The 24,184-nt window shown below is 59.6% G+C and carries 22 protein-coding genes and 1 riboswitch; of the genes, 4 read left to right on the top strand and 18 right to left on the bottom strand.

Going from position 1 to position 24,184, the window contains the following annotated elements; translation table 11 throughout:
• Nucleotides 1–16: 16 nt before the first annotated feature.
• A complete protein-coding gene (locus CRI94_RS05045; protein WP_179862168.1) occupies nt 17–1,300 on the top strand; it encodes an SGNH/GDSL hydrolase family protein in 1,284 nt (427 codons plus the stop codon).
• 308 nt (nt 1,301–1,608) lie between these two features.
• Here CRI94_RS05045 and CRI94_RS05040 read toward each other — a convergent pair whose 3' ends face one another.
• The 17 genes from CRI94_RS05040 to CRI94_RS04960 form a co-directional block, all read right to left on the bottom strand.
• Nucleotides 1,609–2,688, bottom strand: a complete 1,080-nt coding sequence (locus CRI94_RS05040; protein WP_098074576.1) for a DUF4097 family beta strand repeat-containing protein — start codon at nt 2,686–2,688, stop codon at nt 1,609–1,611.
• A 57-nt stretch (nt 2,689–2,745) separates the two neighbouring features.
• Entirely contained in the window at nt 2,746–3,630 is an 885-nt protein-coding gene (locus CRI94_RS05035) for a cell division protein FtsX (protein WP_098074575.1), read from the bottom strand.
• 129 nt (nt 3,631–3,759) lie between these two features.
• Nucleotides 3,760–4,623 (bottom strand): prephenate dehydratase, encoded by an 864-nt coding sequence (gene pheA / locus CRI94_RS05030; RefSeq protein ID WP_098074839.1) that lies wholly within the window; start codon nt 4,621–4,623, stop codon nt 3,760–3,762.
• A 128-nt stretch (nt 4,624–4,751) separates the two neighbouring features.
• Nucleotides 4,752–5,537: a CPBP family intramembrane glutamic endopeptidase gene (locus CRI94_RS05025; RefSeq protein WP_098074574.1), complete on the bottom strand. Its 786-nt coding sequence runs from the start codon at nt 5,535–5,537 to the stop codon at nt 4,752–4,754.
• Nucleotides 5,538–5,766: 229 nt separating this feature from the next.
• Nucleotides 5,767–6,204 carry a high-potential iron-sulfur protein gene (locus CRI94_RS05020; RefSeq protein WP_179862167.1) on the bottom strand — a complete coding sequence of 146 codons (438 nt, stop codon included), beginning with the start codon at nt 6,202–6,204 and terminating at the stop codon, nt 5,767–5,769.
• Nucleotides 6,205–6,696: 492 nt separating this feature from the next.
• Nucleotides 6,697–7,137 (bottom strand): Hsp20/alpha crystallin family protein, encoded by a 441-nt coding sequence (locus CRI94_RS05015; protein WP_098074572.1) that lies wholly within the window; start codon nt 7,135–7,137, stop codon nt 6,697–6,699.
• 249 nt (nt 7,138–7,386) lie between these two features.
• Nucleotides 7,387–8,523, bottom strand: a complete 1,137-nt coding sequence (metX, locus tag CRI94_RS05010; RefSeq protein WP_098074838.1) for a homoserine O-acetyltransferase MetX — start codon at nt 8,521–8,523, stop codon at nt 7,387–7,389.
• Nucleotides 8,524–8,651: 128 nt separating this feature from the next.
• Nucleotides 8,652–10,016: an O-acetylhomoserine aminocarboxypropyltransferase/cysteine synthase family protein gene (locus tag CRI94_RS05005; RefSeq protein WP_098074837.1), complete on the bottom strand. Its 1,365-nt coding sequence runs from the start codon at nt 10,014–10,016 to the stop codon at nt 8,652–8,654.
• Nucleotides 10,017–10,270: 254 nt separating this feature from the next.
• Nucleotides 10,271–10,407, bottom strand: a riboswitch (SAM riboswitch).
• A gap of 286 nt (nt 10,408–10,693) precedes the next feature.
• The gene (locus CRI94_RS05000) at nt 10,694–11,728 is read right to left on the bottom strand and encodes a PorV/PorQ family protein (protein ID WP_098074571.1); all 1,035 of its coding nucleotides are present in this window, start codon (nt 11,726–11,728) and stop codon (nt 10,694–10,696) included.
• Nucleotides 11,729–11,787: 59 nt separating this feature from the next.
• Nucleotides 11,788–13,383, bottom strand: a complete 1,596-nt coding sequence (locus CRI94_RS04995; RefSeq protein WP_098074570.1) for a WD40/YVTN/BNR-like repeat-containing protein — start codon at nt 13,381–13,383, stop codon at nt 11,788–11,790.
• 239 nt (nt 13,384–13,622) lie between these two features.
• Entirely contained in the window at nt 13,623–14,129 is a 507-nt protein-coding gene (locus CRI94_RS04990) for a hypothetical protein (protein WP_098074569.1), read from the bottom strand.
• A gap of 125 nt (nt 14,130–14,254) precedes the next feature.
• A complete protein-coding gene (locus CRI94_RS04985; protein ID WP_245846074.1) occupies nt 14,255–15,646 on the bottom strand; it encodes a site-2 protease family protein in 1,392 nt (463 codons plus the stop codon).
• A 187-nt stretch (nt 15,647–15,833) separates the two neighbouring features.
• Nucleotides 15,834–17,054 (bottom strand): pyridoxal phosphate-dependent aminotransferase, encoded by a 1,221-nt coding sequence (locus CRI94_RS04980; RefSeq protein ID WP_098074567.1) that lies wholly within the window; start codon nt 17,052–17,054, stop codon nt 15,834–15,836.
• A 150-nt stretch (nt 17,055–17,204) separates the two neighbouring features.
• A complete protein-coding gene (gene coaD, locus CRI94_RS04975; RefSeq protein ID WP_098074566.1) occupies nt 17,205–17,702 on the bottom strand; it encodes a pantetheine-phosphate adenylyltransferase in 498 nt (165 codons plus the stop codon).
• Nucleotides 17,703–17,758: 56 nt separating this feature from the next.
• Nucleotides 17,759–18,490, bottom strand: coding sequence for an RsmD family RNA methyltransferase (locus CRI94_RS04970; RefSeq protein ID WP_098074836.1), 732 nt, complete (start codon nt 18,488–18,490; stop codon nt 17,759–17,761).
• Between the two features lie 156 nt (nt 18,491–18,646).
• Nucleotides 18,647–19,576: a hypothetical protein gene (locus CRI94_RS04965; protein ID WP_098074565.1), complete on the bottom strand. Its 930-nt coding sequence runs from the start codon at nt 19,574–19,576 to the stop codon at nt 18,647–18,649.
• A 258-nt stretch (nt 19,577–19,834) separates the two neighbouring features.
• On the bottom strand, nt 19,835–20,296 hold the full coding sequence (locus tag CRI94_RS04960; RefSeq protein WP_098074564.1) for a hypothetical protein: 462 nt from the start codon (nt 20,294–20,296) through the stop codon (nt 19,835–19,837).
• Nucleotides 20,297–20,872: 576 nt separating this feature from the next.
• Here CRI94_RS04960 and CRI94_RS04955 point away from each other — a divergent pair.
• On the top strand, nt 20,873–21,595 hold the full coding sequence (locus CRI94_RS04955; protein WP_098074563.1) for a pyridoxine 5'-phosphate synthase: 723 nt from the start codon (nt 20,873–20,875) through the stop codon (nt 21,593–21,595).
• A gap of 141 nt (nt 21,596–21,736) precedes the next feature.
• Nucleotides 21,737–22,648: a GTPase Era gene (gene era, locus CRI94_RS04950; protein ID WP_098074562.1), complete on the top strand. Its 912-nt coding sequence runs from the start codon at nt 21,737–21,739 to the stop codon at nt 22,646–22,648.
• A 259-nt stretch (nt 22,649–22,907) separates the two neighbouring features.
• Here era and CRI94_RS04945 read toward each other — a convergent pair whose 3' ends face one another.
• Nucleotides 22,908–23,243 (bottom strand): hypothetical protein, encoded by a 336-nt coding sequence (locus CRI94_RS04945; RefSeq protein ID WP_098074561.1) that lies wholly within the window; start codon nt 23,241–23,243, stop codon nt 22,908–22,910.
• A gap of 229 nt (nt 23,244–23,472) precedes the next feature.
• Here CRI94_RS04945 and CRI94_RS04940 point away from each other — a divergent pair, with 229 nt between their 5' ends.
• Nucleotides 23,473–24,114 carry an MBL fold metallo-hydrolase gene (locus CRI94_RS04940; RefSeq protein WP_098074560.1) on the top strand — a complete coding sequence of 214 codons (642 nt, stop codon included), beginning with the start codon at nt 23,473–23,475 and terminating at the stop codon, nt 24,112–24,114.
• Nucleotides 24,115–24,184 lie beyond the last annotated feature (70 nt).

The following is a 24,184-nucleotide window of genomic DNA, read 5'->3' as shown; positions in this document are numbered from 1 at the left end:
CACCATGCGAACTGATATGTCTTTCTTCAACCGCTCCGCTGCCTGGGGCCTGCTGCTGATTGCGTTCGCACTGCCCTTCGTGGCCGGGTGCGACAGCGATAGCCTTTCCGACACCGACCCACGCGAGTCGTCGGTCAACCCGATCTTCGACCGCTACGTGTCGATCGGCAATAGCATCACCGCCGGCTTCCAATCCGACGGAATCAACAGTAACACCCAGAACGAATCCTACGCCGTCCTCCTTGCAGATCAGATGGGCACGCCGTTCGATATCCCGGAGGTCCGCACTCCGGGTTGCCCACCTCCTTACACAAACATTCTGACTGGCGAGCGCGTCAGTGGCGCGAGCCGGAGCGATTGTGCGTTTCGCTCCACACCCGCTCCGCTCGTGTTGAACAACGTAGCGGTTCCGGGCGCCCTCACGATCGATGTCACAACGAACGATCCGTCCGAAGGCGCCAGCCCGTCCCCTCTCACAAGGCTGGTCCTTGGCAACCGCACGCAGACGGAAGCGGCCCTGGATGCGAACCCGACGTTCGCCAGCGTCTGGATCGGCAATAACGACGTGCTGGGCGCCGCCCTTGCCGGCAACCCGGATGGCATGACACCCGTCGCGGACTTTGAGTCGCAGTACACGGCCATGCTGGATGAACTCGAAAACGGTGGCGTGGACCGCGGTGTGCTCGTGTCGGTCGCCAACGTCGCCTTCGTCCCCAACCTGTCGCCTGGCCCAGCATACGCGGCGGCAGAAGCACAGCTGAACCAGTTCGGCTCACAGCAGTCTCCCGCCTGGGGAAGCTACACCGTGGACAGCTCTTGCGCACCGGGCGGCAGCGGAGACGCATCGCGGGTTCCCTTTAGCTACGGGTTTGGAGAGCTGTTTCAGCAGGCACTTCAGGGACAAAACGTAACGCTCGTCTGCGACCCAGCAACGGCTCCAGAGATCATCCTCACGGGAGCCGAGGCCCAGCAGATCGTCGCCCGCCTCACGGCCTTCAACAACTTCATCCAGAGCCAGGCCGACCAACGCGGCTGGGCGTACGTCGACGTGAACCCGTCGTTGCAGGCGCTGTATGCTGCCGGTAGCAACACGCCGATGGACCCGTCGGACGACCTCGTGCCGAAGTTTCCAAACACGAGCACGCCGACCTTTGGGCAGTTCTTCAGTGAGGACGGCGTCCATCCGAGCGGAGACACACACGAGGTGGTCACCAACCTCATCATCGAGGCCGTCAATACGGAGTATGACACATCGCTCGAAACGATCGATGCACCCTCCGTGCCCAGCGTGACGCCGTAGCACCAACACATCCCCTGTCACGCTTGCGTGACTCGCGAGATGTCAACGCGGAGTTCTTCCCGACCGGGAGGAGCTCCGCGTTTCTGGTTCTGGGTTCAGTGTTCAAAGTTCAGGGTTCAACGATCGAGGTCAGTCGCTATGAGCAAGCAGTGGGCCGGACCGTTTGAGGTACACAGCAGAAGGATCCGACGGAAACAGATGTACTGACATAAAAAAGCGTCGCACGGCCGTGCGACGCTTCGAGCCCTGGCAAACGGGTGCCAGGCGTGTCGTTCCCGCGGATTGGTAAGGACCGGAGTTCCAGAAGGCTATCGACTCGTGTCGGTATCGACGGTATCTGAGAGCACGGTGTCGGATGGCTCGGGCGTCGGCGCGTCGAGCGAGTCAGAAGGCGGCATCGTGTCCTCAGTCGTCCCGGTATCGCGGGGCGGCGGGCCGAAAACGCCGAGTTCTGCTCCGCTCGACGTGTCGGCCTGTGCCGAGTCCCCGTGCGGAGCCGCTGTCGAGTCCGTCGCCGTCGTATCCAGGAGAGACTCAGCATCCGGCAGTGCGCTCGGCGTTTTCTGTATCACGATCGAACCGTTTTCCGTTCGGAGCGTCGCGACGGCCTCGCCCGCACCGCGCTGAGCGGCGTACCGTGCCCCGGCACGAAGCGGCGTCAGGCGCTGCGGATTGAACGTCAGGTCGCGAATGAAAATGTCGCCCGCGTTGGTTTCGGCCTCGACCTGTACCGATGCATCCGAAGGAATAGCCAGCGCCATGTCTCCATTCTCCGTGGAGAGATTGATCTTCGCGCTTGGCGGCAGTTGACGATGCTGGACCATCACGTCGCCGTTTTTGATTTCGACCGTGACACTCGATTCTGCCTCCCGAATGTCGACGGATCCGTGTTCGTGCTCAATCTGAATCGGTCCGTCGACGCCGATCATCGCCACGGGTCCGGCGGCATGCTCGACGCGCAGGCGAACACCGGACGGAATCGTGCCCCGGATATCGGTCGCACTCCGCCTCTCGTCATCCGACTGCACCGTGTAGGTGTATTCATCCGCCGTTCCCTCCTCCATCACCCGAATGCCATTCAGGCTCTCTCTGGCCTCCTCTTCGGTTCCGCCCAGGCCTCGCTTCACGAACTCAAGCTCCGCCGTGCTCTGCGTCGTTCCCTCAAGCATGACGCTCCCGCGAAAGCCTTTCAAAACGAGCGTCCGGTCGCCGGGAGCGACTCCGCGCCGCACCGTCTCCGACTCCACGGCCGGCCCGACGCGCGCACGACCGTCCGCCTCGGTTACAACGTCCGACGTCCCACTCGGCTCACATCCGGCGAACACAACAAGGAGTGCCCCGGCGATACCGCTCCATAGTCTCGGGCGACAAAGAATTCCGGCGGTCATAAGAGAGAGTATACGGTTACGAAAAAGAAGCGAGAGGCCGACAACGGGATACGTCTGCTAGTGTATGTCGACGCTTTTAATGAAACGTCGAACGGCGAAAAACGACCCGACCCACCCAAGCAGAATGCCGCCCACAATGAGCCCGCCCACAAGAATGAGCTCGGCATGAGGGACAACGTAGCTGATCGCGAGGTCCGGAAGTTCTTCCAGCATCAGCCGGTACAGCCCCCAGACAATGCCGGACGCCACCGTGCCAGCAATCAGACCCTGCAGCACGCCCTCGACGAGAAAGGGTCGTCGAATGAATGCGTCCGTCGCCCCAACGAGTTTCATCGTGCGAATAAGCAGGCGCCGGGCGTAGATCGTCAAACGAATGGTGTTGCCAACGAGGAAAATCGCTGCGAGAATAACGATCGCTCCCAGCACCAGGCCGGCGAGACTGACGAGACGTACGTTCTGCTGGACGCGAGCCAGCAGCGCCTGATCGAAGACAACATCGTCGACGTAGTCAAAGCTCTGAATTTGACCCGCCATCTGCGAAATGCTATCCGTATGGATGTAGCTGGTCTTGAGCCTTAACCGAACGGACGCCGGCAAGAAAGGACCGTCGTCGTAGATCTCTGCGCCCTCTCCAAACTCCTCAGCGAAGATGGTCTGGGCCTCCTCCCTGCTGATGAACGTGGTCGATGCGACGGCAGGAATCGTCTTCAGTCGCGTGTGAAGCGCCTCGGCCTGTCGCGTGGACGCGTCTTCGTCGACGAACACCTCCACCTCACCGACGCGATCGCGCAGCCAAGATGAGACGTTCTGTGCTTCGAAGGTAACCAGCGCAAAAAGGCCGACGAGAACGAGGGCCACCGACATGGCGCTGGTCGAGGCGAATACAGCAAATTTGGCTCGCCGGAAGTTGGCGATGCCTTCGCGAATAGAGTACGGCAACATGCTGGGGAACGCGATGAGCAAAACGAGCGACCGCCCCGTTGGCGTCGCGATACGGGAGGGCGACCGAAGGATACGAACTATGATCCGAAGTTGCAGGTACGTCGATTCGATCTTTGCCCCGCCGCACCTTCACTTGATGGGACCATCGGACGACTCGATTTGAGAGGCGCGATACGAACCCAGAACGCGAAGATCTGTGGCAACTTCGCGGAGATTATCAAAGGCTCGCTCGAGCGAACGGTCCGACGCCCGGCCACGCACGTCGAGATAGAAGAGGTACCGTCCCGGTGCACCGACCAACGGCCGGCTTTCGATCTTTTCGAGGTCGAGATCACGAAGGGCAAAAACCGCCAGACTCTTGAACAGCGCTCCCGGGACATTCTCCCTCAGGGCAAAGACGATCGACGTCTTGAAGGGCGCATCGTCCGAACCGATCGGCGTAGCGTCATCGTCTGCGTCGGCCAGGACGAGGAAACGAGTGTAGTTCTGAGGGTTGTCCTCAATTCTTTCCGCCACCACCGTCAGCCCATACCGCTCGGCCGCACGCCGGCTCGCAATGGCCGCGACACTCATATCTCCTTGCTCGGCGACTTCACGGGCCGCTCCGGCGGTATCTGACGCGGGTTCGGTGCGCGCCTCAGGCGTGAGCTCTCGGAGAGACTGGCGGCATTGCCCAATGGCCTGCGGATGAGATCGCACACACCGAATCGAGTCCATCGTCGCCCCGTCCGGCGCCATCAGGCAGTGCCGGATGCGAACCTGGACTTCTCCGATGATCGTCACATCGTACGATCGGAGGTGGTCGTAATTGACATGCACACTGCCAAACAGCGAGTTTTCGATAGGCAGGACCGCACGGTCGGCTGCGCCATCCGCGACCGCTTCGAATGCGTCCACGAATGTGGTACACGGAACGAGGTCGGCGTCGGGATATACCCGCCGAACGGCTTCCTCACTGTAGGCACCGAGCTCACCCTGAAAAGCAACAGTCATGGATGTCCGACTGAGACGATGAATCGGGAGGTGCTGAAAAATGGCGCCGTTGAGGGCGAAGATCAACCGTTGCGGTATACGACGGGCGACTTCAGCGCCGCGTGGCGAGGCGCGCACAGCCTGAAGTCTCACGTAAGAGCGGCAAGAGCGTCCATTAGTGCGGATAGGCCCCAGCCATCGACCTCTGTTCTCGCTCGGAGCGTGCACCAGAAATCCAGCAACATCATCTGTGCGGCGTGAATCGGGACGGCGATCCAGAACGAGCGGCACCGCCAGCAGAGCGCCCCGAGAGCCACGCCTCCTACGATCGACAGCATCGCTTCGGGCCACGGCTTGTCCACGTGGAGCACGGCGAACGGCACCGCTTGAACGAAAATGGCATAGAGCCCGAGTTTATGTACCGTCCCGAACAGGACGAAGCCACGCCAGAGGTACTCCCAGCCCATCCAGTAAAACAGGAACAGGGCTTCGTAGATCAGGAAGAACTGCCATTTGAAGGCGGCTCCACGGAAGTGTGGATACTGGCTCTGGAAGGCAGCGCCGTCACTTAGAATCCACGTACCGATGGCCACGAGCGGCAGGTAGAGGGCGGCGATTCCCGACGCGAGACGCCAGTTGCCCAGCCCAACACCACACTCGCGAGCGGAACGACCAAAGGCGAAGTACAACACGAGCAGCGGGACGACGAAGCCGAGAATACCCTTCGTGCCAAACCACCATCCCCACGACCAGAGAGTCCGCCAGGATGGATCGAATCCGTCTGCGAAGTTGCTCAGAAAGACGCTGCGACTCCCAATGTTGAAGTGCAGAATCACGATAAAGGCGGCAAGCGTCAGCACCACCATCGTCTGAAGGTCGAGAGACTCCACGGCTCGACGTAGACGACGCCATTCGTCGCGAAAAAAACTGCGCATCTGTAACCGGAATCGGAAATTCGTGGGGAAGCGATGAGCCGGGCGTTGCACGCGGAGCAACCCGAGCCGGTTGCACGGCCCGTATTCATCCGCGCCTGGCTCTCCATCAGAATTTGTACCGCGGTGCGGCTACCACGTCATCCGAACATAGCAACGGCCCTCGATCCGTTATGAGAGAACGAAGTCGAGAGCCGTGCTCGATTGAATCCGGTGCTACATCGGGGCTAAATCACCCAGCTTTTGCCTGCCACGTGTTGCACCATCCTTTCGGGTTCACCGGGCCCGGGAAGAGCTGGCAGCCACCGCACTCAGATCCTTCTTCGGGTTGCTGGTAGAACAAACAGTTATCGCAATACTGGCCCTCTGTCTCGGACTCTTCGACGTACTGAAGCGCCTCGACCTGCGTCTGACGACGTTCACGTTCACTTGCCGTAAGACCCGAGAGATCATCGCACTGGAGGTTGCCTGAGGCCGCGGTGTCGGACGTGGCGCTGCCAGAGTCGTCGGAGCCGCCGCATCCGGCAAGGATGGCACTTGCACCAAACCCGGCGAGACCGAGAGCGGAGAGTTTCTGGATGAATCCGCGACGGGAAACGCCTTTTCGAGCGTTGCTGTCGGACTGATCTGTGCGTTGTGAGTCGGAGCGTTCGGAATTGGAATCGTTCATGCGAATCGAGTCGGTTCCATGTGTAGGGACGTTATCGGTGCAGGAGTGGACTCCGATCACGGCGGATCGGACGCGCCACCCAGGGGAGCAGGCACCGCTGCCGGCGGTTCGTAGCGTGGCCGGCATATCTAGATTTCAGTCTATTCGGCGGAAATGCAAACACCGTTGGTGGAAACCTACACAATTCTGTAGCAACATGTCAATACAGGCGGAGGTAGATAGCGATGAAAGGTCATCGATCCCCCAGGCGATCGCGTAAAGAAGTCGTCACGAGCAATCGATCGCTCACGCCGGGCAGTGAAAAGGAAAAGCCCCCGACCGGGGCGGAACCGGTCGGAGGCCGTCATTGCTGTTCGTCCGTGAGATCAAGCCTGCCATCGTGGACCTCGGCAAGCATCACATCAACAGGACAAGCCTGGTGTCAATGCACCGGCTCAATGAACCGGCTCAGTGAACCGGCTCAGTGAACCGGGGCAATGCCTGCATACGGTTCTATTCGATCTCAATGCGACGACGTTGTGCATTTTCGGCCTTGGGTACGTTAACCGTTAGCACGCCGTCTTCGTACTTGGCCTGAATATTCTCGGCATCGACGGAACGGGGAAGCGCAAACGTGCGGTGGAACGTGCCGAATGCACGCTCAACCCGAACGCGCTCTTCGCCTTCGGATGTACGCTGCATCGAGCGCTCACCGCTGATTGTCAATGTGTTATTCTGAATGTTGATATTCAGATCATCCTTCGACATGCCTGGAACGTCGAGCTGAAGGTGGTACCCCTCCTCCGATTCGACCATATCGGTCCTCGGCGTCCAGGTCGTTGTGTTGCTTCCCGATCCGGAGCCTTCACTGAAGAAGCGACCGAAGATGTCATCTACCTCCCGCTGCAGATCGCGCAGCGTCCGCGTCGGAGAGTGACGTGTCATCTGCGTCATAACGATCACCTCGTCAACAATTCGATGTCGTTAATGATCGAATGTCGAGTGTCGGGCATTCGCATGCACCCGATCACAACTTTACGTGCATGTACGTGACAAACAATGTCCATTCCAGCCCCGAACAGTCCCCGGGGAAAGTGACCTGAAGGCGCTCGCCGGGGATTTCCATCCGCCATTATTTCAATCCACGCGACAGTTCGTCGTCTGTCTGAAAAACTGACGCCGAATTGTGTGCTGTACTTTCCATCATGATCCAGACGTCGATGATTTCGATAGAGGAGCACGCGGGACGGATGAGACGTTGGCTTCCACGGAGAAGGTAGACGCTCCTTGAGCGCTGGGCCTGCTATGCGTTTCCAACCACGGGTGCAAGACCTCTGCGATCGCATCCTGCTCGATAAGAAATCCGTCGTGCCCGTGTGGTGAGTCAACGACATGAAGGCTCGCGTTTGGGAGGAGCGACGCCAGTTCCTCCTGCTCTTCAACCGGGTACAATACATCCGACGAAATACCAATCACGAGCGCCGGCTGCTCGATCGATGCCAGCACGTCTTCGTAGGCCCCGCGTCCGCGCGAGATGTCGTGTGAGTCCATCTGACGGGTCAGGTGAACATAGCAGTTGGCGTCGAACCGATCGTCAAGCTTTCGACCCTGGTACCGCAGATAACTCTCCACCTCAAACGGGGCGGCGTCCGCACTCGAAGATCCGTTGTTCGATTGAAGACGACGCCCGAAGCGCTGCTCGAACGAGCCGCGCGACCGGTACGAAACCATCGCCATCATCCGAGCGGCAGACAGCCCGCGCGAGGGCCGCGCGTCGTCCGTGTATTGACCGCCATTCCAATTCGGATCCGCCATGATGGCCTGGCGCTGCGCCTCGCTCCAGCCAATCTGCCACGGCGAATGGCGCCCCCCGACGGCGATAGGCACAATCGTCTGGACGAAGGATCCGCTCACGGCCCATTCCAGGACCTGCATCCCGCCCATCGATCCACCCACAACCGCTGCAACCCGTCGCACGCCGAGACTCCACAGCAGTCGATGATGTAGGCGAACGGTATCGCGAACCGTCGCCTGCGGAAAGGTAGCGCCGTAGCGCTCCCCCGTGTCGGGATTCAGACTGAGCGGCGATGCGGTTCCATACGGGGAGCCGATCGTATTCGCGCAAACGACAAAGTAGCGGTCGGTATCGATCGGGCGTCCGGGGCCGATCAGGTGCTCCCACCAGTCGTCGGCGTGTGCATCTCCGGTTAACGCATGACAGACGACGATGGCGTTCGTACCGGCCTCATTGAGCGTTCCCCACGTCTCATATTCGACAATAGCGTCCTTCAGGACCGCGCCGGACTCCAGCCCGTGGCGGTCAAATGTTCGTGATGACATACTTGATGCTCCCTTGATCAGTAGGCGGTTTGGGTGGATCCAGCGCCGTGCGATTGCACGAAGCCGGATGCTATCTCCGCGCGGGGACGCCTCCATCATGGACGCGTCCCCGAACGAAGGAAGCAACACTATGCGGGAACCGCCTCACGGACGGCCGTCAGTGCCTGGCGAAAGTCCGCCTTGAGATCGTCGATATGCTCGATCCCCACGGACACACGGACGAGATCGGGAGATACTCCACTCGCCTTTTGCTCCTCCTCCGCCAGTTGCTGATGTGTCGTCGACGACGGATGAATCACGAGCGTCTTCGCATCTCCAACGTTCGCCAGATGACTCGCGAGCTCCACGTTTTCGACGAAGGCTCGACCGGCGTCTACGCCCCCGTCCACGCCGAATGCCAGGACAGCGCCGTAACCGTTTTTCAGATATCGTGTTGCCCGGTCGTGGTACGGATGATCCTCGAGTCCGGGATAGCTCACCCAACTTACGCCGTCCTGCTCCTGCAACCACGTCGCGAGCTCGAGTGCGTTGTCATTGCTTCGCTCCACGCGCAGACTGAGCGTCTCCAGCCCCTGCAGCAGCAGGAACGATCCAAACGGATTTTGCGCCGGACCGATGTCGCGGAGCGCTTCAACCCGTGCCCGCGTGATAAAGGCCGCGTTGACTCCAAGCACACCATCTGGGCCAAAGGCCTCCCAGAAGTTCAGCCCGTGATACGACGGCGACGGCTCGTCGAACTGTGGAAACTTGCCATTATTCCAGGGGAAGGTTCCTGCATCCACGATGACGCCTCCGATCGTCGTTCCGTGGCCGCCGATCCATTTTGTAGCGCTCTCTACCACGATGTCCGCGCCGTGCTCGATCGGACGACCCGTGTAACCGCCTGCGCCAAATGTGTTGTCCACGACCAACGGGATGCCGTTCTCTTCGCTCACTCGTTTCAGCGCCTCGAAGTCCGGCACGCTGAACCTCGGGTTGGAGATCGTCTCAACGTAGATCGCCTTGGTGTCATCGTCGATCAGCGAGGCGACGGAGTCGGCTTCCGGACCGTCCGCAAACCTCACGTCGATGCCGAAACGCGGGAAGGTGTTTTTGAACTGGTTGAACGTCCCGCCATAAAGATGGCTCGACGCCACAATGTTGTCCCCCGCCTCGGCAAGCGTCGCAATCGTCAGGAATTGGGCGGACTGTCCACTTGCTGTCGCCAGCGCGCCGACGCCTCCCTCCAGCGCAGCAACGCGCTTTTCAAACGCGTCGTTTGTCGGGTTCATAATGCGCGTATAGATGTTGCCGAACTCCTTCAGGGCGAAGAGATCAGCGCCATGGTCCGCGTCTTCGAAGGTAAAAGAGGTCGAAGCATAGATTGGAACAGCGCGGGCCCGGGTCGTGGGATCCGGGTCGTGCCCGGCGTGAACCTGCAGCGTTTCGAAGCGATGCGCTGCTTGACGATTCGCGGGTTCGCTGCCATTGGATGAAGCGTCGGTCGTACTCATGATGTCGGTCGTAGAATCACGGTTGAAGAGTCGAGCGAGAAGCGCGGTGCGTTCTGCACCGGCGCCAACAGGCTCATCCGTTTGAGACCGACGGCCGAGGATGTGATGGGACACGTTTCGATCGAACCGTTCATCGCGACCGGAGCCGGGAGTCCCGCTTCGTGAAACGCTACGTCCAAACATAGAAAAATCCTCTACCGCTCGGCATGCGGAAGAGGATCGACATCGCCCGGAAGGCGGGAGCGAGTCCCTTCCGCTCATCTGCCCTCGCCGGCACACTTTCGCGTGGCGAGGCAGGAGGTGGCACCTATCCCGACGATCACGGGCGCGATCAAATCGGGGGTTGCCAGGGCGTCAACGGGCCTGAACCCTCAACCCTTCTGGATGAGCATGAAACTGGCGAAGCAGCCGCTATCGTCCGTCGGTTTCCCGACCGGACAAACGGCTAGAGGTGGACCCAGAGACCCACCGGCGTTTCGCTAGCTTCTATGGTTTATACGACACCTGCGTCGTAAAGCAGGTCAATATCGTATTATGTTGGTAGCGTAACCGACATTATTTCTGGAAGGTTCCGGGCACCAGCCAAACGGTATGAACCTCGTTACGAGCACGCTCATGAACCGTTGGGCACGAAAAGATAGCAACGATCCCGGCCTCAGCCGACACCTGTAGCGATTCTAGAAATGCATTCGCACGGAGACGAAGTTCGCCGTATCCGTGACATATGGCTCGAGCACGAATGCATAGCTGACTTCGAGGTCGAGCTCGCCGATCGATTCGCGAACGCCAAATCCTGCGCTCGGGCGCATGCCGGAGGTACCGTCTACGCCGATGCGATCCACTCCGCCTCGGATCTCAAGGATCTCGGCCAGTGGGTAGGCCACACCGATCCGCCCGCCGCCCTGATGTAGAAGCAGCGACTCCGTCTGAAACTGCGTTGTCGGCGACCCGCCGGACAGTGCGGGGACTCGCTGGCGTTCGTCCCGCCGCACAAATTGCGACTCGTATTCGGCCATCACCTTCAGCCGACCGTCGGAGAGGAAACCGTAATGTCCAGCCAGGCGAAGCCGGACTGGAAAGCGATCCGTGTTCGTCCGACCTCCCTGCGCGGACGTATTCCACTCGTACTTTGCGAGAAGGTCTGCCACGATGAAAGAGACCGCTCCTCGCTCCGTCACATCGTACGTCAAGCCAAGATCCAACCCAAACCCGAGCGGATTGTCGACGTCATCGAGATAATTCGCCTGGTACAGCTTCAGCGACGCACCAATGGACAGCCGTTCTTTGAACCGGTTTCCGAACGCAAGAAAAAGAGCATATTCATCGGTGGCAAGCGTTTCCGTTCGGTTTCCGTTCGCATCACGTCCGTCGATATCATCGACACCGGCGCGAATGATCCCGAGCGCGACCCCGGCCGACGGCCCGAGCGGCGTACCAAACTGCAATGATTGCAGCTGGCGATCAAAGGACAGAAGGCCAACGGATGCCGTCAGTGTCTGCCCCTCGGCGTTTGGCGCCAGCGCCGGATTGTAGTACGGACTCGTGTTCGACGCCGGTGAGGCACCCAGCGCATTACCAAGGGCCAACCCGTGAGCATCAAACCCGAAACGAGCGAACGCACCGGCGGCTGCCTCCTGCCCTCGGGCGTCAGGCACCGAAACGAGGAGAATCGTCACGACGACAAGGAGCGGTGCGAGAAGCCGTTTAGTCATACCGGATACGAGCGTGGTGCGTGGCGGGCGAGGTGACATCGAGAGACAAGTGCGATCGGTCATTCGAGCAAGAGAATCTTTCCACGAACCGTTGTACGGCCGGTATCAACCGTATAGAAATAAGTCCCGTTTGGAAGGCGAAGACCGCCCTCATCCGTCCCATCCCAGGTCGATTCAACCTGTCCCTGTCCCACATCGTCCCTGATCGTTCGGACGCGGTTCATGCTGAAGTCGTAAATGTTGATCTCGACCGAGGTTGGACCTTCTGTCTCGTAGCGAATGCGCGTGAATTCGTCGCTGGCCGGAGAGAACGGATTGGGATACGCGTACGTCGCGACATCCGGTGCTTCATCCGTGGGGTCATCGGGATTTACCGGCGCACTGGTCCGGAAGATCTGCCATGTCCGCCCCTCGTTCGTACTCCGGAGCAGTCCGTCGGTCGTGCCAAGCCAGAGCGCCCGTGGCGTCGTGACGACCGCCCGCAGACCAAGATCGCGGGGGAGCTTATCGGGCTCACCATCTTCTGGCTGGAACGTCGTCTGCGAAATCCACGTCCGGCCGCCGTCCTCGCTGCGATATAATGCGTCCTCCGCCGCGGCATAAACCCGATCGCCGCGAAACGCGAAGTCATAGACTCTCTCGCCGAGGAGCGTCTGCCGATACGTTTGGCCGCCATCGGTCGTCACCGTCACGCCGAATCGATCCGTCTGGTCAAGTGCCCAGGAGGCGATCCAGACCGGGTTGCGTCCCGGCGTCGGTTGCTCCTGAATGCGGACCACGCTGTTCCCCGTGAGAAAATTCCGCGTCCCGTCGGCGATGATGTGAAGCCACGCGCGCTCCCCGTTGATCACGTCCTGCGGACGCGACCGATTAATTCCCGCGGCCGTACCGGCCCACACGGTGCCGGTCTCGTCGACGAGCGTGCTAAACACAAAGTGATTTCGGTTTCCGCGGCCGTCGTTGAGCGGAGGACCGAGCGTGAAGTCGTTGGGGTCATCCGGCGTAATGGAGACGGCAGAGTCGGGTGGCAGCACTACGCGAGACCACGTCTGTCCGCCATCGGTCGTCCGACGCAGACCTCGGCGCGCACCGGCTAGCCACGTCGTCCCGGATGCCTCATCCACGTCGATATCCTGCGGGGCGGCACCGGAGGGTTCCGTGATCGGGATGGCTGTAAGCGTCGAAGATCCGTACTGAATCGTGGTGTCACCTGGCGCATCGAGCGGAGGATTCAGGTACGAAAAGTTCGCCCCACCATCCGTTGAAACGAGGAGGCCGCCCGCCGTCGGTTGGTTGTCCGTTCCCGAAAATGCAAGCCCAGCCCAGATCGTCGACGTCGGCAGGGGATCGCTTACAACGTCCAGGGCAAACACGACGTTCTCCTCCTCTGTGAGGGTAGGATCGTCCACCGTCAGAAACCGCTGTCCTTCTGGAGCATCCTCTACATAGACCGAGAGTAGCGGTCCATGCCAGAGCGAGTCGCCCCCTGCCGCCATGATCTGAATAAAGTTGCTAACAACCGAGCCTCCCTGGATCGGCGTCAGGCGCTTTGCCTGCTTCTCCCAGCGGCCTTTCGAAAACGAGTCGGACTGGGCCTTGACATCCGGCACCCCGACCAATAGTACGGCAACGAGACAAAGAGAAAAGAATCGCATGGAGCGAGAACAATGACAAAAGATCGTGAGACCGGCAGAGAGATGTGAACCTGTTTGGTGGATGAATCGGTAGCCGACACGAGCGAAGCGACTGACGCAGTAAACACAGTGGGCGAAGCCCGTGTGGAGCGCTCAAGCGAGTCATGTAGCGGAGCTACCTGGCGAGTGAAGTAGCTGCACAGGGCGAGATCCACGAAGTCGCAGACCAGAGACCGTCCGCCAAACAGGTTCTGCCCCCGTCACGGCGTGCCCGGAAGCACACGGAGTTGCCCGAGGCCAACGTTGCTAGTCAGGCTATCCGTGTCGACCGCAAAGACGCGCAGAGTGTAAAGCGCATCGGCTCGTGGCAGGGTCAGGTCAATCGCCGCGCCGTAAACACCCTCTTGGCCAGATACTTCCGACAGAGTCCCGTCGATCGTGGCCCTGGGCGCGGAACCCGGTTCGATTGTGAAAACGACGCGTTCGATGTCGCTATCGGTGTCCTCGACCGCCGTCAACAGGCGAAGGTCCACAGTGACCGTAGTATCCGTAACGCGGGAGGGATCGACCGTTCCGGCGTCAACGGAATCAGGCGAATAATCGAAGTCGGCGACGACCGGTGGCTGCAATGAACGATCCGCAGAGCCCGGCACCTGATCGCAGGCCGTCAACATCGATATAGCGACGGCGACGACGAGCAGTGTCGAGACACCGGCTTTCCAGAAAGAGTCGAGCACGTCGGCGATGGAAACGAGGAGTGAACACACGAGCGAAGAGGCGTTTGACGATGAGCCGCCCCAAGTATAGGCAATACGGGCGGGCGATCAAACCCATAGATAAGAATCGTCCGACCGAATCGCACGCGCCCCTGTGACCAACAGAACCGCAGCGTCTACATCAGATAGATCGGCCGGAAGCTGAAGCACAGGAAGAAGATCGCGATACTCACGTAGCCCAGGAAGCGGCGCATGGGTGTGAGGGGCTCGCGATACCGAACCGGCGGGTGTTCGACGCGCACGAAAAACACGATCAGCGCCGTCCAGACGAGCCATCCGCTGTAGCCGACGTTCGTAAACGGCTCGCCTAGCCACATCGCGCCACGGGCTCCCACTAGGAGCACGAGCAGGGACGTGGCAATGTAGCGGTGATCCCCATTGAACGTCCGATACAGATAGACGAAGAGAATAACGGCGAGAATGATGTACGTCGAGTCGCCGACCCAGTCTGCCATAGCATAGAGTTCAGGCCGGGCGGACTGCAAAAACCCGATGCTTCCAGACAGAAGCAGGAGCAGCACGAAGCCCCGGGCCAGGCGACGATGCCATGTTTCGCCAAAGAGAGCGTAGAGAATATGTCCTCCGTCAAGCTGCCCGACCGGAAGAAGGTTCAGAGCTGTAAAAAAGAGCCCCAGCCACCCGGCATAGAGCACCGGATAGTGATAGAGCTCGTACATCGGCGGCACGTGCTCGAAGAACTGCGACAATATCCAGAAAAGAAGCGTTTCCCCCAACACGATCACTTCGCCCCCCTCGCTCTCGGGCATGACGGAGGGGAACGTTCCGAATTGCCGGATATGTTCTTTCAACGCTTCGTGACCGCCCAAATCCAGGAGATACTCCGGGGGCGGAAGCGTTATGAAACCATACAACACAGCCACAAGCGCGATCACGAATCCCGCAAGCGGGCCGGCTGCTCCAATGTCAAAGAGCTTCCGTTCACTCGGAATCGGCTCGCGGATCCGGATCACCGCCCCCAGCGTGCCGATGGGCATAACGGGCAACGGAATGTAGTACGGAAGCGACGTGTTAATCCGATGATGCCGAGCGGCAAAATAGTGCCCGAACTCGTGAACCGTCAGCGCGCCGAGCAGCGCAAAGGAATACTTGATCCCATCCCAGAGCATGTGACTGTAGCCCTGGGCCTCATACACTTCGATGCGGCCGGCAAACATACCACCGACGTAAACCGTCGATGCGACCGTTAGCAGAAAAAGCAAGAGATGAAGCCACGTCCGATCCTTGTACGTCTTCGGCTCCGGTCGCTGCCCCGCGACCTCCTCGTGCCATACGTCGTCGTCACCGGAAGAAACGATGACCCGGCGCGGCGGAACGCCGTTGCCTGAGGGCTTATCTGATGCCTGCTCTTCCTCACCCTGCCATGGCGACTCCGCTCCACCGAACGCGTTGTTGTCATCGCCACCATCACGTGAAGCCGCGCCATCCGGCGTAGAGCCATGGGACGAGGAATCGGAGGAGGCGTCGGACCGAGAGAAGTCAGAATCCACGTGTTCGGCAGCGTTCATCAACAGAAATAACGACCCCGAGACAACGGAGCGAAGATCACACCGAAGTGAAGTCGTCCGGTGCCGAAGCGAAAACGTCTCCGGTCACCCGAAACGTACATAACGTGAATGCACCGTCGAGGGCGTAAGTTCGATCTCGTTCGACCGGGTTGGATTTCTGCTTCCGATTTTACGCGGACAAGTTCGCAAGTCCTCGCTGAATCCGGTCCATGGCGGTCTTGAGATCCTCCATCGAGGAAGCATAGGAGATGCGGAGGCCCTTCGGTTCACCAAATGCGGTGCCTGGCACGAGAGCAACGTGCTCCTCGTCCAGAAGGTAAAAGCACAGATCGCTGCTATCCTCGATGCGGTTGCCATCCGGTGTCTTCATTCCGAAGAACTCGGATACATCCGGGTACAGGTAGAAAGCGCCCTTCGGAAGTGGGCATCGGATTCCGTCGATCTGGCGAAGCCGTTCGACCATGTAGTCGCGCCGCTGCCGAAAGGCTTCGACCATCCGGTACACGGGCGACATGTCCATCGTCATCGCCGCCACTCCCGCCTTTTGCGAGACGCTACAGGGAGCCGACGTGAACTGGCCCTGCACTTTTGCGCACGCCTTCGTGACGGCCTCCGGTGCGGCAAGATATCCCAGCCGCCATCCGGTCATGGCGAACCCTTTCGAAAACCCATTGACCGTGATCGTTCGGTCGTACATTCCATCGAGGGTCGCGAAGGATACGTGCTCCGCGTCATCGAACAGAACGTACTCGTAGATTTCGTCCGCCAGAATGTAGACATCCGGGTACTGCCGAAAGACATCGGCGAGGGCTTCAAGCTCGTCCCTCGTGTAGACCGATCCGGTTGGGTTGGATGGCGAGCACAGAATAAAAAGGCGTGTCCGATCGGTCAGTGCTTCGTCCAGCTGTTCCGGCGTCAGACGGTACTCGTTTTCGACCGACGCCGACACCACGCGAGGCTCCGCTCCAGCAAATCGCGCCATCTCCGGGTAACTGACCCAGTATGGCGCCGGGATCAACACCTCGTCTCCTTCATCGCACAGGACGGTCGTCGCAAGCGCGATCGACTGTTTGGCGCCGTTGCTGCAAAGAATTTGCGAGGGGCTGTACTGCAGGTTGTTGTCCCGCGCCAGCTTTCGGCTAATGGCCTCGCGCAATTCCATGGCGCCGGGGTTCTCCGTGTAATGCGTGTACCCGGTCCGGATGGCCTCGATACCGGCCTCCGAGATCTCGCTCGGTGTGTCGAAGTCCGGCTCCCCCGCACTGAGGGCGACCACCGGATGCCCCTGACGACGCATCTCCGTCGCGCGCGACTTCATCGCGAGAGTAGCAGACGGCTGCATCGCCGCCACGCGTTCGTTGAAACGAACAGTAGTAGAGTCGGTCGGCATGGGCGGTAGAAAACTGGGGTAAAAGAGGCAGGGAAGGCGGCTCCGTAAACCCGATCGTGCGTCTTCGGACTCGACGCGTTCGATCAGAGCGGATTTATCGCCCGTCACACAAAACTGACACGCGGTATTTGGGCTGATGTGCCGGTGAACTTACGACGCACCGGCAGCGGCTTTCTTCTCCGCAAGTGCAGCAACGACGGGGGGCGGCACGAATTTCGAGACATCCCCATCCCATCGATGCGCATCCCGAACCATCGATGAGCTAATGAGCGCGTACTCTTCGGATGTCATCAAGAAAACCGTCTCCACGTCGTCGTAGAGCTTCCGATTGGCAAACGCCATCCGAAACTCGTAGTCGAAGTCGCTCACCTGACGCAGGCCCCGCACCAGGGCACGTGCTCCGACCGCTTCGGCCCGATCAACGATCAGCCCTTCGTGCGCCGCAACACTGACCCCGTCGAGGTCGACCGTGCATTGCTTGATCAGGTCGATGCGTTCCTGCGTCGAAAAGAGGGTCTTTTTCTCTGCGTTGACGCCGACCGTTACCTCAACACGATCGAACAACCGGAGGGCACGTTCCAGGATGTCCCGATGCCCGTACGTGAACGGGTCGAAGGTACCGGGATAGAGTGCAACAGGATCGGGCATACGAGATCAGGCGAGCTAAACGAGAACGATGGGGAATTAACGCGATACGGATCCGACTACGAAGCGTCGCTTCCGTCGGTCCGGACATTCGCATCATCGTCCAGATCCTGTGCTTCTTCAGGCGAGGGGGCGGCTGGCGCTTCGTCTTCATCGAACGAGGCCCCGAGCACGTCCGCGATGAGATCGTCCGTTTCCTCGCTCTCTCCGTCCAAGGCTTCCCCTTCTGCTTCCGATTCCTCATCCTCAGGCGGAAGCGGCGGACGGAAAATCGTGACGATCGTGCGCCCGTATTTTCGGCTTGTCATCTGATTCGGATGCTCATCGAACCAGTCGTGCGAACTGTGCTCAAGCGTGAGCACACCATCTGTCTGGAGATGGGGAATCGCGAGATCGGGAATGTCGCGCAGGCCGTCGAGATCGTACGGCGGGTCCGCAAGAATGAGATCGAGCTCGGGCCCGTTGTAGCGACGCAGGTACGTCAGCGCATCTCCGTTGATAAAGATGCACTGGTCCTCAACCCCCAGCTCCTGTGCATTCCGACGTGCGTACTCGAGCACCTCCGCATCCTGCTCGACGAACGTGACCAGGGATGCCCCCCGGCTGATTGCTTCGAGTCCGAGAGCACCGGTTCCAGCGAACAGATCCAGAACCTCCGCGCCGTCTAGATAAATTCGGCTGTCGATGAGCGCGAAGAGAGATTCGCGCGTGCGTGCGGTCGATGGTCGGGTCAAATGACCGGGCGGCGACTCAATCGTGTGACCGCGAAAGCGTCCGGCAATTATGCGCATGGAAGAATAGAGGAAAGCAAAGAAAGCAAACAGGGAGGCATCACAGAAGACACTGGCAGGGATGATGGCGACGGCCAGATCATCCTGATTGTTCGGCGCGGCTCGTTCCGCTGGCACGGATATACGGCACAACGCGCCACCTGAGCGGAGACGGCGTTAGAGCAGTGCGCCAACACACGATGCGTACGCACCGACATCGAACGATGTCCCGAACCGACTCCGATCCGCACGCAGGACACTCAGCGGATCTAGCGTCTCCGGCTCCACACCGAAGATCGTCTGAAATGGCGCGTAGGCATTGGGATCCACATCCAGACCATAGACGAAGAGTCGTCCCACGGCCCCAGGCGACACACCGAGACGATTCAGCAAGCCGATCGCAAAATACAGGCGATCCGTCGGCGTATCTGCCTCGTGCGTGTAGTGGCTATGATACCACTGGCGATCCCGAGACAGCGTGTACTCGGTGTGCCCTTCGTATCGGCCCACGGAGAGCGTGAACGGACGCAGCGCCTGCGCCTGCGTAATCCCCGTAAGATCCGTATGCGCAGCAACCTTGGCGGCCGACTGCGTGCTGACGACCCAGTCGAATCCGGTAACCGGCAACGAACTGGCTAACCGCTCAAATCGCTCGTGAATCGGGCCAGGTGTAGCCAGCACGTGAACCCACATCACTGCTTCTCCCTCGCTGTCCTGCGCCGTGCGCACGGTTTCGGACGCCAGATCCAGACCTTCGGGATCACGCGTGCCGGTTAACAGAGCAGCCTGCTGGTGGATCTGTTCTTGCCGACTCCGGACAGGTAGCGTTGCGGAGAGAGGCGTAAAAAACGTAAACGAATCCGGTGGGTGAACACAGATCCGTAGGCGAGACGCCTCCGTCGCGTCGAAAGCTTCCTGCAGGGCCGCGACAACCTCTCCTCCGTGCTGCGGTGCTCCGGAGCGCAGGAGATCCTGGACGAGATCAAAGTCGAACTCACAACTCCCGAGCCGCAACAGCCGGGGCGCAGCGTCCTCCTCTTTTTCAACCTCGGCATACCGAAGCTGCGAGCCGTAGATATCGATCGCTGCAAGGACCGCTTCACTCATGCCGATTCAGGTTACGTCGAGGCGATCACGGGATGAGCTCCCGACCCCGTGGAGCCCAAAATTAGAGCACCACCAGATCGGAAGGACACATTCTCATAGACAAGGTACGGCGCGAAACGATGCGATGCGACTTCGTAAACTCAGCTGGCCGACTCTGCCAGGAGACGATAGGCACCGCATCCGGCAGCGCAGGTTGAACAGCTCATTTGGAATGCTGCGCCGGATGCTATCACCCGACGCAGCCGTAATAATCACGCGTTACTCCCAGGAGGCAACGTTTGTCTGAGTCGGGTCGCCAGACAGCGTACCGATCTTGTCGTCGGTATCCGGGTCTTCGAGCAAGTATGTTTCGACCTTGCCGGTATCGCTAACCGTGTAGAGGAAGCGCTTGCCCGTCCGAGGCGAGAAAAAGAGGGAGTCGAGATTAACCGGGCCTCCGAAGATGCTGTCCTGGGCGTTCGTCAGCAACGAGTCACGCTCAATATGAATGCGAAGGGTATCGAGCGAGTCAGGAAAGGCGGCGCTGTCCCGCTCGTAATCAACGAGAGCGGTCCGGATGTTCGACATCCGCTCCCGGGTCTGCTCCGTCAGTCGCTGCTGTCGCTCGATTCTATCGTACGGTTCGGTGATCGCCCGGTACAAAAAGTAAGACAGGACAATGATGGCGATCCCCAACACGATTTGAACTCCGGTGCGAAGATTCTGGCGGCTCGAAGCCATGTGAGCGTCAACGATGATTGATTGTAAAAAGCGAATCGGACGACGCCGTCGCGTAGAGCAGCGGCGTAGCGTACGAGGACGTGAAAACACATTCGGCGAGCCGTGTCGACTCTTCGAATCGGCTAACACGCAAATCCCGGAATGACTAATCGCCCCGGCCACACACTAGAGCCGTATAGACGGGACTGCACTCGGCCGTGTGGATCCAAATAAGGACGATGCTGCAATGAACTACGTTGCGGGCACAACGGCAACACGGCCAAAAGTACGTGCCCACTCCCCGAAATGCAACCAGTTGTGACCGAGTCGGAAACGTTAATCAGGAATTCGGTAAAGCAGGTGCAAAGAATCAAGCACGCCACCTCTTCCCTCACCAACAAGACAATCTTCGCACGCCTTCCCATCCTATCACGGGCTAAAACCCAGTTCGCAAATGCCCAGTGAGGGTCAAGATTCGAAATCCTACGATTCTTCCGACGCGTTTCTGCCAGCACGGTCTATTTGCGAAAACAAAGATTACGGGGCATCAGTTGCACTCTCGTTCATTCTTGCCCCGTCATCTTGAACCCTGTGCCTGTGATCCGTCTGCTGATCAATGTCGACCACGTTGCTACGCTGCGAAACGCGCGTGAGGAGTCGTTTCCGGACCCGATCCATGCCGCTGCCCTATGCGAGCAAGCAGGAGCCGACGGGATCGTCTTTCACCTGCGAGAAGACCGTCGGCACATCACGGAACGGGATGTTCGCCTGCTTCGCGAAACCGTAAAAGGCAAACTCGACTTTGAACTCTCAACGGAACCGGAAGTCGTCGACATTTGCTGCGACGTTGCGCCAGACCTGGCTACGCTGGTCCCGGAGCGCCGCGAGGAGGTTACGACGGAGGGCGGACTCAATGTCACCGCCAACCGCGACCGGCTCGACACCGTGATTCCTAAGCTGTATGATGCAGGCATCGAGCAGGTTGCTCTCTTCGTTGACCCCGTCCCGGAGCACATTCGGGCCGCCGCCGACGCCGGCGCCAATACGGTCGAACTCCATACCGGCGACTATGCTAACGCGGAAACCGAAGCAGACCGCCGCGCAGAAGCCCAGCGCCTCGCCAACGGGGCGCAGGTAGCCCACGACGCCGGTCTGCGCGTCCATGCGGGTCACGGCCTCGACTACAACAACTTTTCTCTTTTCCGGAAGACGGTACCCCACGTGGCCGAAGTCTCCATCGGCTTCGCCATCATCGCACGGGCCGTCCTGACGGGCATGGACCAGGCCGTCCGAGACATGATTTCCGTCGTGAAGAAGTAAATTGATGAAGAAGTAAATTTTCGCGACGCTAACCCACACAAACGCTGACCACCTTTTCGCTCCGACCGGAGAGATGCATCTGCATCTGCCTCCAGGTTCAACCGCGACACGTATTTTCACCTCGACCCGACTTTGCAGAGCATGGACGCCCCTTCTCCATTTTTCGAAGACCTTCCCGACGGACACAAAAGCGGCTATGTCGCCCTGATCGGTAAGCCGAACGTCGGCAAGTCCACGCTGATGAACGCGATGGTCGGGCAAAAGCTGTCGATCGTCACGCGGAAGCCACAGACGACCCGTAACCGCGTCATTGGGATCCACTCCCGCGAAGATCATCAGGTGATCTTTCTGGACACGCCCGGGATCATCAAGCCCCAGTACCGTCTCCACAAGGCGATGATGGGGCAGGTGGAAGATGCAGTCCGTGACGCTGACCTGCTCCTCTTCCTCCACGACGCAACGAAGGGGACGCCGGATACCTTCAGCCTGAAACAGGCCGGGGACCGGCCAGCGTTTCTCGTGCTCACGAAAATGGATTTGATTCCCAATGAGCAGGCGCTCCCGCTCGTGGAGTCGTACATGGAGCTTCGAGGATTCGACGAGATCGTTCCCACCTCGGCCGTCAAGGGCACGAACGTGGATACGCTACTCGACCTGATCGTCGATCGCCTTCCGGAAGGACCGCCCTTCTACCCGAAGGAAATGGTCAGTGAGCATCCAGAGCGCTTCTTCGTCGCAGAGATCATTCGGGAGAAGGTCTTTCAGCAATACCATGAGGAAATCCCATACTCCGTGCAGGTCAACATCGTCGAGTACGAGGAGCGCACGAACGAAAAGGATTTCATCGATGCGGAAATCGTCGTCAACCGGAAGTCGCACAAGGGCATCCTGATCGGAAAGGGCGGCCGCGCACTGAAACGGCTCGGCATGTCCGCGCGGAAGGACATCGAGCAGTTCGTTCAGTCGGACGTCTATCTGCAGCTCCACGTGAAGGTCAGGAAAGACTGGCGCGACCAGGAATCTTACCTGAAGTCGTACGGCTATCGCGGCTAGACGCGGACGCCCGACACCCGATACTCGACGGGTGAAGCGGCCGCCGCTCGGTTCCCCGCCACTCGGTGGAATCGAGCGCACTCATCCTCTCCGACGGACACGACCATGACGTTCGGATACACGATTCTCTACCTGGACGACATCGACAGGACGGTCGCCACACGACGGTGATTCTCGTAATGCTTTTTCAAATGAGCCGGCCGAGAAAACGTACAGATCCGAGCACATGGATCACCCACTTCGAACCTGGCGAGAAGGGTCACTCTCCCGGCACCCTAGAGGACTCGAGGGCAGACGGAGGCGCCCCATCCTGCTCGCCGATGTCGTCAAACACGCCATCGCGAATCTGCTCAGCGAGTTCTTCCGCAGATGTGGCCGTGATCGTCGTTCGCGTCGTGCGGTAGTGGACGAGGTACAGCGGTTCGTCCGCCACAACTTCCCGGACAACAATCCACTCTGGCGACAGCGTTTCCGAAAGCTCTGGGGCGCAGCAGGAGATCGCGTCGCGAATGAGCGCTCGCTCTCGCGGACGGGCATCGAAGCTGTTGTGGAAATGAATACTCCGATCCGACTTCTTCGGTGGGGGGTTCGTCATCGTTGAATACGACCGTGATAGCGGGGTCGGAAGAGTGCGTTCTGCAACGGGACGGTATCCTCCATACCACGATTACGCCAGTCTCCCCCGACTCACCGTCTTCTATGTCACCGTTATGTAATTGGCACGGACGACACCGGCGAACGTTCATCTTGCAGACTCGTAGAGATTTCTTCCGTGCACACGCCGCACGTCAGCCCCTCCCTACATTCACTTCACGCCTCGCCTCATGAAGGTCCAGTCGTTTACTTACAACCCGTTCATGACGAATTGCTACGTCTGCTATGATGCAGGCGAAGCCGTTGTCATCGATCCGAGTTGTGCATCCGCCGAGGAAAAAGACGAGGTCACGCAGTTTCTCGAGTCCAATGATTTGACGGTAAAACATCTGCTTCTGACGCACGCGCACATCGATCACATCTTCGGCTGTGCGTTCTTCGAGGCGAGATACGACGACGAGTTCAAGATGCACGAGGCCTCAATCCCGTTTATCGAGCGGTCCGTGGATCAGGCGAAGGCATTCGGTGTCGAGGTGGACCCACCGTCGGTGCCGGATACGTTCCTGGAGGAAGGAGACACGATTTCATTCGGGACCGTAACGCTGGACGTACTCCACACGCCCGGGCACTCACCGGACTCGATCTGCTTCGTCGACCGCGACAGCGATCAGGCCGTGACCGGCGACGTTCTGTTTCAGGATTCGATCGGACGCACGGAGGGATTGCCGCAAACGTCGATGCCGCAACTCATGGCATCAATCCGGGACAAGATTCTGCCGCTCGGGGACGCATTCACGATCTACCCAGGCCACGGACCGAAAACCACGGTGGCACGGGAGCGCCGACAAAACCCGTTTCTAAACGACATCTAGGATCTGGTCAGCAGGCGTGAGGACATTCGGAAGGCATCGGCGCGCTCCCTTCCTTTCGTGGTGCTACACC

It is taken from the genome of Longibacter salinarum, assembly GCF_002554795.1.
In the GTDB taxonomy this organism is placed as follows: domain Bacteria; phylum Bacteroidota; class Rhodothermia; order Rhodothermales; family Salinibacteraceae; genus Longibacter; species Longibacter salinarum.
Note: the sequence above shows the minus strand (reverse complement) of the source record. Positions and strands in the feature narration are given on the sequence as shown.